Below are 15,047 nucleotides of genomic sequence, written 5' to 3'. Positions count from 1 at the left end.
GCAATCCATCACGTCTAATGCTCCGAAACCGGAGTGGCAAGGCGAGATGGGGTTCGGCGTGCGTTCATTCAGTATTTCGATCTTGGCGGGCGTCCTGGCGGTGACCATGGTTCCCGCAGGTCAAGCAAGTAAGAGTGAATCGACAACCGAGTCGTTTTGGCTCCACATGAACAGCACTCCCATCAATGATCAAATGATCGAATCCGAGGCGCGGCGCCGTTCGCACGTGGTGCTCAACGCCTGGGAAAGCGATCTTGCCGCGAAGTTCAAGAAGGCGAATCCGAAGATCCAGACCTTCGTCTACAAGGATCTCTCGTCGACGCGCAGCTATGCGTGTTCGAACGGTGTCGACGATTCCGATCTGCCCACCGGCGTCGGTTACTGCGAGGCCGACCCGTCGTGGTTCCTGCGCGACTCCGCCGGCAACCGCTTCGAGTACGACGGCTACGAGGGCCACTGGCAGATGGACGTCGGCAACACCGCCTACCAGAACGCCTGGGCCGACAACGTGATCGCGTCCTCGGCCAAGGTCTTCGACGGCGTCTTCATGGACAACGCGCTGTTCGCCTGCGACACCTACCACGACGGCGTCTGCCCGGCCGCCTACCCGACCGACGAGTCGATGCGCGAGGCCTACCGCTCGATGCTCGCCGGCACCAGGCAGAAGTTCGTGGACGCGGGCCTCAAGACCGTCGCGAACATGTCCAACGCCCGCCTGCACGACGGCGCCTGGGACTCCTACGTCGAGCACCTCGACGGCGGCTTCGACGAGTGGTGGCTGACCTTCGGCGACAAGGACCTGCTCTCCGAGTACCCGGAGGGCTGGAGCCGGCAGATCGCCGAGATCACCGCCAACGAGGCCAAGGGCAAGATCACCTGGGTCCAGCCGCACCACAGCGGCGCCGAGCAGCCGTTCCGCTACGCCTTCGCGAGCTACCTGCTGGCCAAGGGCGAGCACGCGGCGATCTCGGAGATCGAGGAGACCGACCGCTACGACAACCCCTCGCAGTGGCGCACCGAGTACGACTGGGACCTCGGCACCCCGCTCGGCGCCCACCACGAGATCGCGAAGAACGTGCACCAGCGCGACTTCGAGTGCGGCACGGTGATCGTCAACGCGAACAGGACCGGCAGCGCGCCCGTCACGGTCAGGCTCGGCGAGACCCAGACCAATGAGACGGGCGCCCCGATCACCTTCGTGGCCCTGCCGGGCACGACGGGAACGGTGCTGCGCAAAGCAGCTTGCTAAAGCGTCGCGCGGTCGTCCTGCAACGGCTCCGGCCGGGCCACCAGCACGGGACAGGACGAGTGGTAGAGCGCCGCCCGGGTGATCAGCCCGACGCCGTCGTTCTGTCCGCCGCGTCCCACGACCACCAGGTCGGAGTCCAGTTCGGCCAAGGCCTCGTGCGGATGCCGTGACTCCACGAGCACCTCGGGCGTCAGCTCGGGGGCGGTGGTGCGCAAGAACAACACGGCCCGGCGGACCGCTGCCTCGTTACGCGGCACGGTCGCGCCGTGCTGGGCCGGCGGGTGGATGTGCAGCAGACGCAACCGTGCTCGGCGGGTGCGACAGAGCTCGACCGCGCGCCGCAGCACGACCGGGTCCTCGCACCCGCCGACGGCAGCGGTGATCCAGCCGTGTTCGCCGCGGATCGCCTTGGGACGGCCGCGCACCACCACGACTCCGCACCGCGCGCGGCGCAACACCGGGAGGACGAGGGAACCCAGCCCCAGGCTGCGGTGCTGTTCGCCTTTGCACCCCAAGACCAAGGTCGCGCTGGAGTCCGACGCCCTCACCAGTGCGGCCACCGGGTCGTCTCCGCTCGGGCGGAAGTGGGCGGTGAGCATGGGGAGCCGTTCCAGGACTCGCTGGACCGTCGTGTCGCCGGGGTCCGCGAGGAACACCTGCAGATCCGTCCTGAGCGACCACGCGTGTCGCGCGGCCCACTCGAACGCGTGATAAGCGGTTTCGGAAGTGTCCACTCCGACCGTCACGGAACGACTGAAATCCGGTGCCCAGAACGAAAATCTCCTGGGTTCCACCGCCGAGCTGGTTCTCATCGCCGCCTCCTGCCGCTCTCTACCTCACCGCAGCCGCACCAGCGCTCACAGGGCACTAAGTCACGAAGCGGGCAGGAACTTGTTCGGCCGGACGGGCTCGCCCGCGAAGACCAGCGCGGCGGGCCACCCGAACGGCCCAGATCCGCCGATCATCACCCGAACGCCAACGCGCCGCTCGGCCACTCCGTGCACGCCGGTAGCCTCTTGCCCGTGCCTGCCAAGCTCGAGGGCAAGGTCGCGACCGCCCCGCCCCGCCCCAACGCCATCCGCCCTGCTTCCGTGGCTGCTCTCGCCGCGGTGGCCGACGTGCACCTGACCAGGCCAGCACATGCCGACGTCCAGGTGACGGGGGTGACTCTGCGTGCACAGCACGCGGTCCCCGGAGACCTGTACGCAGCGCTGCCGGGTGCCCACGTCCACGGTGCCGACTTCGCCGAGACGGCGATCGCGAACGGTGCCGTCGCCGTGCTGACGGACGAGGCCGGAGCCGCGCGCGACTCCCTCAAAGACGTGCCCGTGCTGATCCACCCGCGCCCCCGTGAGGTCGTGGGCCTGCTCGCCGCGCACGTCTACGGACGGCCGTCGACGAAGATCAAGCTGTGGGGGGTCACCGGCACGTCCGGCAAGACCACCACCACGTACATGATCGAGTCGGTGCTGCGCGCAGCCGGGAAGAACACCGGCCTGATCGGCACGGTCGGCACCCGCATCGGCACCGAGCAGCTCGGCAGTTCCCACACCACGCCCGAGGCGCCGGACCTGCAGGCGTTGTTCGCGGTCATGGCCGAGCGCGGTGTCACCGACGTGGCAATGGAGGTGTCGAGCCACGCGCTGCACATGGGCCGCGTCGCCGCCACCGAGTTCGAGATCGGCGCGTTCACGAACCTGAGCCAGGACCACCTCGACTTCCACGCCGACATGGAGGAGTACTTCCAGGTCAAGGCGCAGCTGTTCGACGGCCGCGCGCGCAAGGAGGTCGTCTGCGTCGACGGTGACTGGGGTGAGCGGCTGGTCAAGCCGGGCACCACCACCGTCGCCACGACCAAGCCCGCCACGTGGACCGCGAGCGACGTCGAGGTGAGCCCGACCGGTGAGCAGACGTTCACCGCGCACGGCCCCGACGGCGACATCCGCATCCACCTCCCGCTCGCGGGCAGCTTCAACATCGCGAACGCCCTGCTGGCCATCGCCTGCCTGCACCTGGAGGGCATCGGCCCGGAGGCGATCGCCGAGGGCCTGAAGACCGTCCAGGTGCCCGGCCGCATGCAGCGCGTCGACGAGGGCCAGGCCTTCACGGCCGTCGTCGACTACTCGCACAAGCCGGCCGCCGTCGCGCTCGCGCTCGACGCCGTGCGCGCCAAGACCGACGGCCGGGTGATCGTCGTGCTCGGCTGCGGCGGCGACCGCGACCGGGCCAAGCGGCCGCTGATGGGCGAGGCCGCCGCCGAACGCGCCGAGGTGTTGATCATCACCGATGACAACCCCAGGACCGAAGACGCGTCCTCCATTCGGGCCGCCATGCTCGAAGGGGCCCTCGCCACCGCGAACCGGGGCGAGGTGCTCGAGATCGGCGACCGGAAGCTCGCGATCGAAAAGGCCGTGGAGCTGGCCCGTCCGGGCGACGTCGTCGTCGTGGCGGGCAAGGGACACGAGACGGGACAGGAGATCGCCGGCGTGATCCATCCGTTCTCGGACGTCGAGACGCTGACCGCCGCGATCAGAGAGGCGCACCGTTGATCGCACTCACGCTCGCCGAGATCGCTGAGATCGTCGGCGGACGCCTGCACGCGACCGATGGCAGTCCGGTGGTCACCGGCACCATCGAGTTCGACACCCGCAAGGTCACCGAGGGGGGTCTCTTCCTGGCGCTGCCCGGCGAACGCGTGGACGGCCACGACTTCGCCGCGCAGGCCGTGGCGTCGGGCGCGGCCGGTGTGCTGGCGGGCCGCGAGGTCGACGCGCCCGCGGTCATCGCGCCGCCGGTGGAGACCAAGCACGCCAACGCCTACGTGCTCGCGGGAGACCGCGGCGGCGAGGGCGCGGCGGTGCTCGCGGCGCTGGCCAAGCTCGCCCGCCACGTCACGGACCGCCTGAAGGACCTGACGATCGTCGGGATCACCGGCTCGGCGGGCAAGACGTCCACCAAGGACCTGATCGCGCAGGTGCTGGCGCCGGCCGGCGAGACCATCGCGCCACCCGGCTCGTTCAACAACGAGCTGGGGCACCCGTGGACCGCGCTCCGGGCCACCGAGGACACGAAGTTCCTGGTGCTGGAACTGTCCGCACGCGGCGTCGGCCACATCGCACACCTCTGCGAGATCGCGCCGCCGCGCTTCGGTGCCGTGCTGAACGTCGGCACCGCGCACCTCAGCGAGTTCGGCTCGCGTGAGGGCATCGCACAGGGCAAGGGCGAGCTCGTCGAGTCGCTGCCGGAAGACGGCGTCGCGATCCTCAACGCCGACGACCCGCTGGTCGCGGGCATGGCGAGCCGCACGAAGGCCAAGGTCGTCCTGGTCGGCGAGAACCCGAACGCCGACGTCCGCGCCGAGAACATCGAGCTGGACGAGCAGGCCCGTGCGAGCTTCACGCTGAAGACCGCGCAGGGCGACGCACACGTCAAGCTCGCGCTCAACGGCACGCACCAGGTGGGCAACGCGCTGGTCGCCGCGGCGATCGCCCTCGAACTGGGCGCCACGCCCGCCGAGGTCGCGCAGCGACTGGGCGCGGCGGAACGGGTTTCCGCACACCGCATGGTCATCACCGACCGCGCGGACGGCGTGACGGTCATCGACGACGCCTACAACGCGAACCCCGACTCGGTGCGGGCGGCCTTGAAGGCGCTCGCGTCGATCTCGCGCGCCACCACGCCCGCGCGCCGCAGCTGGGCCGTCCTCGGCCCGATGGCGGAACTGGGCGACGACGCGGTGCGCGAGCACGACGAGATCGGCCGCCTGGTGGTGCGCCTCGACATCAGCAAGCTGGTCGTCGTGGGTGAGGCGGCCCGCGCGATGCACCAGGGCGCGCACCTGGAAGGATCTTGGGGAGACGAATCCGTCAGGGTGCCGGACGCGGACGCGGCGATCGAGTTGCTGCAGGGGGAAGTCCGGCCCGGTGACGTAGTGCTGGTCAAGGCATCCAACGCCTATCGCCTGTGGCGCATTGCCGAGGCCCTGCTGGAGGCAGGAACCAAGTGAAGAGCATCCTGATCGCCGCAGCGATCGCACTGGCAGTGTCGATCCTGCTGACGCCCTACCTGATCAAGATCTTCTCTCGCCAGGGCTTCGGCCAGGAGATCCGCGAGGACGGTCCGCAGCACCACAAGACCAAGCGCGGTACGCCGACCATGGGTGGCCTCGCCATCCTGGTCGCGATGTGGGCCGGTTACCTCGGCACGCACCTCGTGAACTCGATGTCGGCATCGGCGTCGGGGCAGACCCCGTCGGCGTCCGGCCTGCTCGTGCTGATGCTGACGACGTCGCTCGGCGTCGTCGGCTTCCTCGACGACTTCATCAAGATCCGCAAGGCCCGCAACCTGGGCCTGAACAAGACGGCGAAGCTGGTCGGCCAGTTCATCGCGACCATCACGTTCGCGATCCTGGTGCTGCAGTTCCCGAACAAGGACGGCCTGACGCCCGCGTCGGTCAACCTGTCGTTCGTCCGCGACATCACCGTGGTCTCGTTCGGCGTCGTCGGGTTCATCGTCTTCTGCTACGGCATGGTCGCCGCGTGGTCGAACGCCGTGAACCTCACCGACGGCCTCGACGGCCTGGCCGGTGGCTCGTCGGCGATGGTGTTCGGCACCTACGTGGTGATCTCGTTCTGGCAGTTCCGCTACAACTGCTCCAGCTATGCCGTCGCGGGCTGCTACGACGTGCGCGACCCGCTGGACCTGGCGGTGATCGCCGCGGCCGCGATGGCGGGCTGCATCGGCTTCCTCTGGTGGAACGCGGCTCCGGCCAAGATCTTCATGGGTGACACCGGCTCGCTCGCGCTCGGCGGCCTCGTCGCCGGTCTCGCGATCGCGACCCGCACCGAGCTGCTGATGATCGTCATCGGTGGTCTGTTCGTCGTCGAGGCCCTGTCGGTGGCGTTGCAGGTCGCGGTCTTCCGCACCTCACGACGGCGCCTGTTCCGCATGGCCCCGTTCCACCACCACTTCGAGCTCGCGGGCTGGGCGGAGACCACTGTCATCATCCGGTTCTGGTTGATGGCGGGCATCTGCTGCATGTTCGGGCTCGGCGTGTTCTACAGCGAGTGGCTGACGGGCGGTTTCTAGAGTTATGACCAAGCTGGCCGGAACACCGGTGGGGGCGGGCGAAGCTCTGGGGGTCGGCTGGGGCACCGTGCTGGTGGCCGGTGCTGGAGTGACCGGCCGGTCCGCCGCGGAGGCGTTGCTCGCGGCAGGCGCCGAGGTCGTGGTGACGGACTCGTCGCCGGAACGACTCGCGGCGTTGGAGACCCTGCTCGAAGGCGTGGAACTGGTGCCCGGCCTGACGGAACCGCCGGCCGGCACCTCCCTCGTGGTCACGAGCCCCGGTTGGCAGCCGTCGAGCCCGCTGCTCGCGGCCGCCGCCGCGGCCGGCATCGAGGTGATCGGCGAGGTCGAACTGGCCTGGCGGATGGGCACCGAGCTGGCCGACCCGCCGGTGTGGCTCGCGGTGACGGGCACGAACGGCAAGACCACGACGGTCGGCATGCTGGAGTCGATCCTGCACGCCGCCGGCGCGGACGCCGTGGCCTGCGGGAACGTCGGCCTGCCGGTCGTGGACGCGCTGCTGGCCGGGCGCCGGGTGCTCGCGGTGGAGCTGTCGAGCTTCCAGCTGTACTGGGCGCCTTCGGTGCGTCCTCAGGCAGGCGCGCTGCTCAACCTCGCCGAGGACCACCTCGACTGGCACGGCGGCATGGACGCCTACGCCCAGGCCAAGGCCCGGATCCTCACCGGCGACGTGGCGATCGGCTGGCTCGACGACGACCTCGTCGGCGACCTGCTGGAGGCGTCGCCCGCACGGGACCGGATCGGCTTCACCCTCGACGAACCCGAGGACGGCCAGCTCGGCGTGCGCGACGGCTGGCTGGTCGACCGCGCGTTCGCCGACGACGAGGCGCTGGTCGAGGTCGCGAAGATCCGTCCGGCAGGCCCTCCCGGCATCGCGGACGCACTGGCCGCCACAGCACTGGCGCGCGCGTACGGCGTGCCGTCCGAGGCCGTGCGCGAGGGCCTGGAGGCGTTCGAGCCGGCCGCGCACCGCGCCGTGCTCGTCACCGTCGACGCCACCGACATCAAGTACGTCAACGACTCGAAGGCGACGAACCCGCACGCGGCCGTGGCCTCCTTGCGGGCGTTCGACAACGTCGTCTGGATCGCCGGTGGGCTGCTCAAGGGCGCGTCGGTCGAGGAGATGGTGCGAACCGAGGCCCGCCGGCTGCGGGGCGCGGTGCTGATCGGCGCGGACCGGCAGGTCATCGCGGACGCGCTCGCGAAGCACGCGCCGGACGTGCCGGTGCGCTCGCTCGACCTCGCCGACGCCGACGATCCGATGCTCGACGTCGTTCGCGCCGCGCAGGAGCTCGCGCAGGCCGGTGACACGGTGCTGCTCGCCCCCGCGGCGGCGTCGATGGACATGTTCAACGACTACGCGCACCGGGGGCAGGCGTTCACGGACGCCGTCAAGCGCCTCACGGGTGGCCGGTAGGGTGATGGTGTCGTGACCGCCGGCCTTCACCGCGTCTTCCGGCGCTCAGCAGGGCGCCTCGCGGTACCGGCCCCGCGCCCCCGTACCACCAGTACGAGGACGCGGGGCCGGTACCACGATGCACCCGTCTGACCGTCGAAACACGGGGCAAAGGCCGGCGGTCACGACACCAAGGGCGGCCCGCTCCAGCGAAAGGGGCGACACGCCCCAGGAATCCCCGTTCGAGCGCTTGACACAGGAGACGATGACCCGGTGACCGTCGTCGCCGACAAGCCGAGGAGCAAGCGGAAGGTTCGTCCCGCGGGCCGTGTTGCCTCGTTGCGCAGCGGTATGACCTCGTGGCTCAGCCGCCCGCTCGCCGACTTCCACCTGTTGCTCGCGATCTTCGGCATGCTCACCGTGCTCGGCCTGGTGATGGTGCTGTCGGCTTCGGCACCGGGACAGGTCGCGTCGGGCGTGTCGGCGTACAGCGTGTTCCAGAAGCAGCTGATCTACGTCTGCATCGGCGCGGTGCTGTTCTGGGTGATGCTGCGGTTCCCGTTGCGCAAGCTGCGGCACTTCTCGACGGCCGCCATGGGCATCGGCGTGGTGTTGCTGGCGCTCGTGCTGACGCCGCTCGGTGACGTCCGCGGTGGCGCGCGCTCGTGGTTCACGCTCGGGCCCATCTCCTTCCAGCCGATCGAGGCCGTGAAGCTCGCGCTGGCGCTGTGGGGCGCGCACGTCCTGGTCACCAAGCGGGCGCTGCTGTCGCAGTACCGGCACCTGCTGGTGCCCGTCGTGCCGGTCGCGATGCTGGTGTTCGCGCTGGTCATGCTGCAGCCCGACCTCGGCGGCACGATCACGCTCGGCGTCGTGCTGATCAGCCTGCTGTGGTTCGTGGGCGCGCCGATGCGGTTGTTCGGCGTGATCGCCGGCGGCGCGGTGGCGGGTGCCGTCGTGCTCGCGATCGGTGCCACGTACCGCCTGCAGCGCGTGACGTCGTTCCTCAACCCCGACGCAGACCCCGACGGCGCCGGTCACCAGGCGAGGCAGGCGATGTTCGCGCTCGCCGACGGTGGCCTGTTCGGCAAGGGACTCGCGCGGGGCAGCTCGCAGTGGCGGTACCTGCCCAACGTCGAGTCGGACTTCATCTTCGCCGTCATCGGCGAGGAGCTCGGGTTCGTCGGGTGCGGGCTGGTGCTGGTGCTGTTCGGCGGGCTCGCGTGGGTCGGCCTGCGGATCGCGTCGCGCAACACCGACCCGTGGATCCGGATCGTGTCCGCGACGCTGACCGTGTGGCTCGTCGCGCAGGCCGCGATCAACATCGGCTACGTCGTGCAGCTGCTGCCCGTCACGGGCCTCACGCTGCCGATGATCTCCTCCGGCGGCACCTCGATCGTGACCACCATGATCGTGTTCGGCATCCTGGCGAACTGCGCCCGGCACGAGCCCGAGGCCGTGTCGGCGCTGCGGTCGCTCGGTCCCGGCCGCGTCGGCGGACTGCTCAGGCTGCCCGCTCCCGAGGCGTACCGGCCACCGGCCAAGCGCAAGCCGGTCCGTCCGTCCACGCCTCCCCGCGCACCAGGCCGTTCACGCACGCAGCAACTTCCGGTCATGGACGAACGTCGTATGGCTGGACGCTCCGCTCCGCCTTCGGAGTACCGTCGCCGCGACTCGCGGCGCACACAGGGCCGTTCCGAGCAAGGCCGGTCGACTCGCGGTCGCGGGCGATCCAACTGAATTGATCTTCAGCCAACACTATCTTCGGGAGAAGTCTTGACCGGGCACCCTGCCCCCAGTGGTCCGTGCATCGTGGTCGCCGGCGGTGGTACCGCCGGACACATCGAGCCGGCACTGGCGCTGGCCGACGCGGTCATGCGGCTGCGGCCGGACGCGCGTGTCGTCGCGCTCGGCACCGAACGCGGCCTGGAGAACAAGATCGTGCCGGCCCGCGGGTACCCGCTGGAGCTGATCCCGCCGGTGCCGATGCCGCGCAAGCCCACCCTGGACCTGCTGAAGCTGCCGCTGAACGTGCGCAGCGCCGTGAAGCAGACCCGCGAGGTGCTGGAGCGCGTCGGCGCGGACGTCGTCGTCGGGTTCGGCGGTTACGTGGCGCTGCCCGCCTACCTGGCCGCGCGTGGCCGCATCCCGATCGTGGTGCACGAGGCGAACGCCAAGGCCGGTCTCGCGAACAAGGTCGGCGCCAAGTTCGCAGCGCACGTCGCGGCGGCGGTGCCGGACTCCGGGCTGGTGGACGCGCAGATCATCGGCATCCCGCTGCGCCAGTCGATCACGTCGCTGGACCGCGCCGCGTTGCGTGAGGAGGCCCGCCGGTTCTTCGGCCTCGACCCGCACGCGCCGGTGCTGCTGGTGTTCGGCGGTTCGCAGGGCGCACGTTCGATCAACGAGGCCGTGGCGCCGGTCGCGGCGGAGTTCGCCCGTGCCGGCGTGGGCGTGCTGCACGCGTACGGGCCGAAGAACTCCGTTCAGGTGCCACAGTTTCCGGGGGCCCCGGCGTACGTGCCGGTGCCGTACCTGGAGCGGATGGACCTGGCGTACGCCGCCGCGGACGCCGTGCTGTGCCGTTCGGGTGCGATGACCGTCGCCGAGGTGTCGGCCGTCGGTCTGCCCGCGGTGTTCGTGCCGCTGCCCATCGGCAACGGTGAGCAGGCGCTGAACGCCGGCCCGGTCGTCTCCGCGGGTGGCGGCCTGCTGGTGCCGGACGCCGAGCTCACGCCGGAGAAGGTCGCCTCGCTGGTGGTGCCGCTCATGGCGGACCGCAACCGGCTCGCGCAGATGTCCCGCGCGACGCTCGGCACCGGCCGTCGTGAGGCGGACGAGATCCTGGCCCGCTCCGTTCTGGATGTGATCAAGAAATGACCCTCGAACGCGTTCACCTCGTCGGCATCGGTGGTGCCGGCATGAGCGGTATCGCCCGCATCCTGCTGGCGCGCGGTGTGCAGGTGTCCGGATCGGACGCCAAGGACTCGCGGACCGTGCTGGCCCTGCGCGCCCAGGGCGCGCGGATCGCCGTCGGTCACGCCGCCTCGAACCTGGACCAGCTCGTGGGCGGTCCTACCGAGGTCGTGGTGTCGACCGCGATCAAGGACACGAACCCCGAGTACGCGTCGGCCCGTGAGCGCGGCATCACCGTGCTGCGCCGTGCCGAGGCGCTCGCGGCGTTGATGGAAGACCACCGCGTCGTGTGCGTTGCCGGTACGCACGGCAAGACGTCGACCACGTCGATGCTCACCGTCGCGTTGCAGCACTGCCGGGTCGACCCGTCGTTCGCGATCGGTGGTGACCTGAACGAGTCCGGCGCCAACGCCCACCAGGGCACCGGTGGCGTGTTCGTGGCCGAGGCGGACGAGTCCGACGGCTCGTTCCTGTTCTTCTCGCCGTCCGTCGCCGTCGTGACGAACGTGGAGGCCGACCACCTCGACCACCACGGCACCGTCGAGGCCTACACGGCCGTGTTCGACTCGTTCCTGGAGCGGATCGTGCCGGGCGGCGTGCTGGTGTCCTGTGTGGACGATCCCGGCGCCGCGCGCCTGATCACGGAGGCTCGTGCGCGGGGCATCCGGGTGCGCGAATACGGACGTTCCGCGTCCGACGCGCGCCTCGTCGACTACAAGCCGCTGGAGTCCGGTGGCCTGGCGTCCGTCGAGATCGACGGCGTGGCCGTCGAGGTCCGGGTCGCGGTGCCGGGCGAGCACATGGCGTTGAACGCGATCGCCGCTCTGCTGGCCGGTCTGGAGCTCGGCGCGGACCAGGCCGGGTTGCTCGAAGGCCTCGCGGCGTTCGGTGGCGTGCGGCGGCGGTTCGAGTTCAAGGGCCGTGGCAAGGGTGTGTCGGTGTACGACGACTACGCGCACCACCCGACCGAGGTCGACGCACAGCTGCGTGCCGCGCGTCCGGTCGCCGGTGCGGGTCGTGTGATCGTGGTGTTCCAGCCGCACCTGTATTCGAGGACCCGTACGTTCGCCACGGAGTTCGCCGCCGCGTTGTCACTGGCGGACGAGGTCGTCGTGCTGGACGTCTACGGTGCCCGCGAGGAGCCGGAACCCGGCGTGACCGGCGGCCTGATCGCCGAGCAGGTCACGGCCTCCGTGCACTACGAGCCGTCGTTCGACCGCGTGCCCCGGCTGGTGGCCTCGCTGGCGCGGGAGGGCGACCTGGTGGTGACCATGGGCGCCGGTGACGTGACGATGCTCGGCCCCGAGATCGTCAGCGCGCTGTCATGAGCGCACCGGTTCGTGGCAGGTCCACGCGAGCTCGCTCCGCGAACCGGAGACCGAAGAGCGCCGAGTACCGGGCGCGGCGCAGGGTGATCCTGCGCCGCCGCCTGGTGGCGTTGCTGACAGTGCTTTCCGTGCTGGCCCTGGCCTACTGCGTCTTCTTCACCCCGTTGCTCGGCGTCCGCCAGGTCGACGTCCGCGGCAACGGCGTGCTGACCGAGGACGAGGTCCGCGCCGTCGCGGCGATCGAGGCCGGCTCCCCGCTGATCCGCCTGGACCTCAAGGAGATCCACGACCGCGTGGCCGGCATCCCGCGCGTCGCCGCAGTGGAGGTGGAACGCCAGCTCCCGGGCACGGTCCGGCTGCTGATCACCGAACGAGCCCCGATCGGCTCGGTGAAGCTGCCCGACGGCTTCCACCTCGTCGACGCGACCGGCAAGGACTACGCGGTCCTCCCGGCCGCCGCGCCGGGTGTGCCCGAACTGGTGCTGACGCTGCCGTCGTCCTCGGACCCGGCCACTCGCGCCGTGGTCGGGGTCGTGAACGGGCTGCCGGAGAAGCTGCGGCCCGACGTGGTGTCGGTGGCGGCGACGACCGGTGCCGACGTGAAGCTGACGCTGTCGGGCAACCGCGTGGTGAAGTGGGGCAACTCCGACGACACGGCACGCAAGGCGGCCGTGCTGCTCGTGCTGCTCTCGCGGCCAGGCACGACCTACGACGTGTCGTCGCCGGACCTGGCCACGGTGTCCTAGCGCTCAGCTTCTCGGCGCTCAGCCGAGCGTCAGGTGGAAGCCCTGGTGCTTCGCGTCCTGCTCGGAGTGCCAGATGACGCCGCGGTTCGCGTTGCCGATCTTCGCGCCGTAGAGCCGTTGCCCTTCGGGGATGCCGCTGATGGTGAACCTGAAGGAGCACGAGCCGGTACCGCCCTGCAGCGTGCCGACGCCGAGCACCTTGTTGTCCTGGTTCACGATCTCGACCTGCCCGCCGAGAGTGACGTCGGTGTAGCCACCCGCACCGCACCGGCCGTTGACGGTCATCGACCCGCTGATCGTGAACACGTTCGGCGAGGACGAGGCGGACGGCGATGCCGGGCTCGTGCCCGCGGAGCGCAGCAGGTCGGGGCCGGTGGCCCTGCCCAGTCCGAAGCCGAGCCCGCCCGCTGTCAGCGCCACCAGGGTGAAACCGATCGCGAGCCACGGCGGCCGGCGCTTCGGCGGTAACTCCGGTCCGATGGTCACTACTGGTGGAAGAGTTTCCACTGAGGTCCTTCAGTTCGAGGTCGTGCTCGTCATCGCCGTGGTGCCGGTGGCCGTGACGGCGTCGGGAACCGGCGGGACCGCCGGTGCGGGGACCGATGAATCGGTTGGGAGCACAAAGGATTCTCCTGCGTTTCGCGTTAGCCGTTCGGCCTCAGCCGCGCCATCGCGACCCGTACGACGAGGCTGCCCAGCCTGCTCGTGACGAGTTCCAGGACGATCGCTTCGACGACGAGCGAACGCACGGACGCGGGTGCGGGTGCCAAGACATGCCTCCTGGTGATGAACGACTACCGTGCTCATCGGACAGCCACTCGCGGTATTAGCCGGATCGGTCGTTGTCACCCGAAGGAAGTACTGCAGGTTCGCCTGACCATCCACAAGGGACGATCGGTGTCGGATAAATGCGGTGCGGTGACCTCACGCTCTCATGCAGGCTGCGCCGCATGACACGAGTTGTACCGCCCTTTGTCGCCGATGAGCGTGCGACGTACACGGCCCTGTTGGACTACTTGCGCGCCACGATCGAGCTGAAGGTCGAGGGCCTCTCGGACGCCGACGCGACGCGGGCGGTGCTGCCCTCGAAGCTGACGACCGCGGCCGGCGTGGTGAAGCACGTGCGGTGGACCGAACACCACTGGTTCGAGGTGGTGCTCGCCGGACGTGACTCGCGGGCCCCGTACACGATGGAGGACCCCGACGCGGACTGGCGCGTCGAGGAGGGCGAGACGCTCGCCGGGTTCCTGGCGGACTACCGCGCGCAGTGCGACATCAGCCGGGAGGTCCTCGCCGGCCTGGCGCTCGACGCCGAGGTGCCGTTCCGGGGCGACCGGACGGTCTCGGCTCGGTGGGTGCTCGCGCACCTCGTCGACGAGACCGCCCGGCACGCCGGCCATCTCGACGTGGTCCGGGAACTGCTGGACGGAACCGTCGGCGACTAGGCCGCCGGTGACTCCCACTTCTGCGCGAGCGTGAAGCCCCAGTACGGATGGGTCGCCAGCACGCCGGTGCTCGTGACCATGAGCACGCGGCCGGTCGCCGCGTTCGTGATCTTGAAGTGGCCGAGGTCGTCGGTCTCGGCCTTCCAGCGCTGGGCACGGGCGGTGGCCACGCACGGCACCGCTGTGACCTCGTCAAACCTCGGGTTGGCCACGCACCTCCCGCTGCCCGCGTTCTTCAGCCGGACGACGTTCGTGAGCACGGGTGGCGGCACGACACCGACCTCGCGGATCTCCCACTTCGCGAAGTCGCCCAGGTCCTCGTCGAGGAACAGCACTCCCATGTCGGTGTAGAGCACCCCGGCGGACCTGTCCTGGAGTCCGCAGGGGTGAAGTGGCCGGTCCCGTCCGGCAGCAGTTCGGCGCGCTGCGTGGCGGTCTCGACGTCGCAGGCCGCCGGCTGCAGCGAGATCGACTGGCCGTCCTCGACGCTGCGCAGGAACACCCCGCCGGCCGTCGCCGGGACGACCTCGTACCGCTGCGCGGCGCTTCCCGTGCAGGTGGCGACGTTGGGCCGGTACCTGTTCAGCGGCGTGTTGCCGACGCAGAGGTCGTGACCCGCGTTTGCGGATCTCGACGTCCTCGTTGGCCTCAGACGCCGCACTCGCCGGCGCCACCGTCACTGCCCCCAGCGCGATCGCCACGAGGGCGACGCACAGCTGTTTCATCCCCATGAGGGCAAGCTGGCGAGCAGCACCGACAGAAAATCGTCGATAGGACGGGCGAGACGATCTCCGATTCGAGGTCCGACTAGGCTTGGGGTGCGTCGTACTCAGGACCGTACGCGCTACTTGACGGCACGACCGGGGAGTAGTAGCGCAC

At 70.0% G+C, this 15,047-nt stretch carries 15 protein-coding genes; 11 read left to right on the top strand and 4 right to left on the bottom strand.

From position 1 onward, the window contains the following. The first annotated feature begins 193 nt into the window (after positions 1-193). Positions 194-1,249 (top strand): putative glycoside hydrolase, encoded by a 1,056-nt coding sequence (locus tag SK571_RS01910; RefSeq protein WP_319982267.1) that lies wholly within the window; start codon positions 194-196, stop codon positions 1,247-1,249. Here SK571_RS01910 and SK571_RS01905 read toward each other — a convergent pair. Continuing rightward, the gene (locus SK571_RS01905) at positions 1,246-1,995 is read right to left on the bottom strand and encodes a universal stress protein (protein ID WP_319982266.1); all 750 of its coding nucleotides are present in this window, start codon (positions 1,993-1,995) and stop codon (positions 1,246-1,248) included. The genes SK571_RS01910 and SK571_RS01905 overlap by 4 nt on opposite strands. Positions 1,996-2,271: 276 nt before the next feature. On the opposite strand from SK571_RS01905, the gene SK571_RS01900 reads away from it, so the two are divergent. The 8 genes from SK571_RS01900 to SK571_RS01865 all read left to right on the top strand — a co-directional run bounded on the left by SK571_RS01900 (position 2,272) and on the right by SK571_RS01865 (position 12,723). Then, a complete protein-coding gene (locus SK571_RS01900) occupies positions 2,272-3,798 on the top strand; it encodes a UDP-N-acetylmuramoyl-L-alanyl-D-glutamate--2,6-diaminopimelate ligase (protein WP_319982265.1) in 1,527 nt (508 codons plus the stop codon). Further along, a complete protein-coding gene (locus tag SK571_RS01895; RefSeq protein WP_319982263.1) occupies positions 3,795-5,255 on the top strand; it encodes a UDP-N-acetylmuramoyl-tripeptide--D-alanyl-D-alanine ligase in 1,461 nt (486 codons plus the stop codon). Before SK571_RS01900 ends, SK571_RS01895 begins: the two co-directional genes overlap by 4 nt. Next, the gene (gene mraY / locus SK571_RS01890; RefSeq protein ID WP_266043350.1) at positions 5,252-6,337 is read left to right on the top strand and encodes a phospho-N-acetylmuramoyl-pentapeptide-transferase; all 1,086 of its coding nucleotides are present in this window, start codon (positions 5,252-5,254) and stop codon (positions 6,335-6,337) included. The genes SK571_RS01895 and mraY overlap by 4 nt, the downstream gene beginning before the upstream one ends. 4 nt (positions 6,338-6,341) lie before the next feature. After that, on the top strand, positions 6,342-7,754 hold the full coding sequence (murD, locus tag SK571_RS01885) for a UDP-N-acetylmuramoyl-L-alanine--D-glutamate ligase (protein ID WP_319982262.1): 1,413 nt from the start codon (positions 6,342-6,344) through the stop codon (positions 7,752-7,754). A 252-nt stretch (positions 7,755-8,006) separates the two neighbouring features. Next, a complete protein-coding gene (gene ftsW, locus SK571_RS01880) occupies positions 8,007-9,473 on the top strand; it encodes a putative lipid II flippase FtsW (protein WP_406601923.1) in 1,467 nt (488 codons plus the stop codon). Between the two features lie 36 nt (positions 9,474-9,509). Next, on the top strand, positions 9,510-10,613 hold the full coding sequence (gene murG, locus SK571_RS01875) for an undecaprenyldiphospho-muramoylpentapeptide beta-N-acetylglucosaminyltransferase (RefSeq protein ID WP_406601922.1): 1,104 nt from the start codon (positions 9,510-9,512) through the stop codon (positions 10,611-10,613). Beyond that, positions 10,610-11,977, top strand: a complete 1,368-nt coding sequence (gene murC, locus SK571_RS01870) for a UDP-N-acetylmuramate--L-alanine ligase (RefSeq protein ID WP_319982261.1) — start codon at positions 10,610-10,612, stop codon at positions 11,975-11,977. The genes murG and murC overlap by 4 nt, the downstream gene beginning before the upstream one ends. Continuing rightward, positions 11,974-12,723: a cell division protein FtsQ/DivIB gene (locus SK571_RS01865; RefSeq protein ID WP_319982260.1), complete on the top strand. Its 750-nt coding sequence runs from the start codon at positions 11,974-11,976 to the stop codon at positions 12,721-12,723. Before murC ends, SK571_RS01865 begins: the two co-directional genes overlap by 4 nt. Positions 12,724-12,741: 18 nt before the next feature. On the opposite strand, the gene SK571_RS01860 is transcribed toward SK571_RS01865, so the two are convergent. Together SK571_RS01860 and SK571_RS01855 are read right to left on the bottom strand one after the other, a co-directional pair. Beyond that, positions 12,742-13,209, bottom strand: a complete 468-nt coding sequence (locus SK571_RS01860) for a hypothetical protein (protein WP_319982259.1) — start codon at positions 13,207-13,209, stop codon at positions 12,742-12,744. A gap of 158 nt (positions 13,210-13,367) precedes the next feature. Continuing rightward, complete coding sequence (locus tag SK571_RS01855) at positions 13,368-13,493, bottom strand: hypothetical protein (protein ID WP_266043356.1); 126 nt, start codon at positions 13,491-13,493, stop codon at positions 13,368-13,370. Between the two features lie 180 nt (positions 13,494-13,673). Here SK571_RS01855 and SK571_RS01850 point away from each other — a divergent pair, with 180 nt between their 5' ends. Further along, positions 13,674-14,168: a DinB family protein gene (locus tag SK571_RS01850; RefSeq protein ID WP_319982258.1), complete on the top strand. Its 495-nt coding sequence runs from the start codon at positions 13,674-13,676 to the stop codon at positions 14,166-14,168. Here the strand turns inward: SK571_RS01850 and SK571_RS01845 are convergent. After that, positions 14,165-14,524, bottom strand: coding sequence for an RICIN domain-containing protein (locus SK571_RS01845; protein ID WP_319982257.1), 360 nt, complete (start codon positions 14,522-14,524; stop codon positions 14,165-14,167). The genes SK571_RS01850 and SK571_RS01845 overlap by 4 nt on opposite strands. 30 nt (positions 14,525-14,554) lie before the next feature. Between SK571_RS01845 and SK571_RS01840 the strand changes: the two genes are divergently transcribed. After that, on the top strand, positions 14,555-14,782 hold the full coding sequence (locus tag SK571_RS01840; RefSeq protein WP_319982256.1) for a hypothetical protein: 228 nt from the start codon (positions 14,555-14,557) through the stop codon (positions 14,780-14,782). Positions 14,783-15,047: the final 265 nt, after the last annotated feature.

The sequence above is a fragment of the Lentzea kristufekii genome (genome assembly GCF_033949925.1).
GTDB lineage: Bacteria > Actinomycetota > Actinomycetes > Mycobacteriales > Pseudonocardiaceae > Lentzea > Lentzea kristufekii.
This window is presented reverse-complemented; position numbering and strand designations above follow the sequence as displayed.

What these genes read in the sequence shown, in the direction of transcription:
- SK571_RS01865 (WP_319982260.1), top strand. Translation starts at nt 11,974, where the DNA reads ATGAGCGCACCGGTTCGTGGCAGGTCCACGCGAGCTCGCTCCGCGAAC.
- SK571_RS01910 (WP_319982267.1), top strand. Translation starts at nt 194, where the DNA reads ATGATCGAATCCGAGGCGCGGCGCCGTTCGCACGTGGTGCTCAACGCC.
- murC (WP_319982261.1), top strand. Translation starts at nt 10,610, where the DNA reads ATGACCCTCGAACGCGTTCACCTCGTCGGCATCGGTGGTGCCGGCATG.
- murD (WP_319982262.1), top strand. Translation starts at nt 6,342, where the DNA reads ATGACCAAGCTGGCCGGAACACCGGTGGGGGCGGGCGAAGCTCTGGGG.
- SK571_RS01850 (WP_319982258.1), top strand. Translation starts at nt 13,674, where the DNA reads ATGACACGAGTTGTACCGCCCTTTGTCGCCGATGAGCGTGCGACGTAC.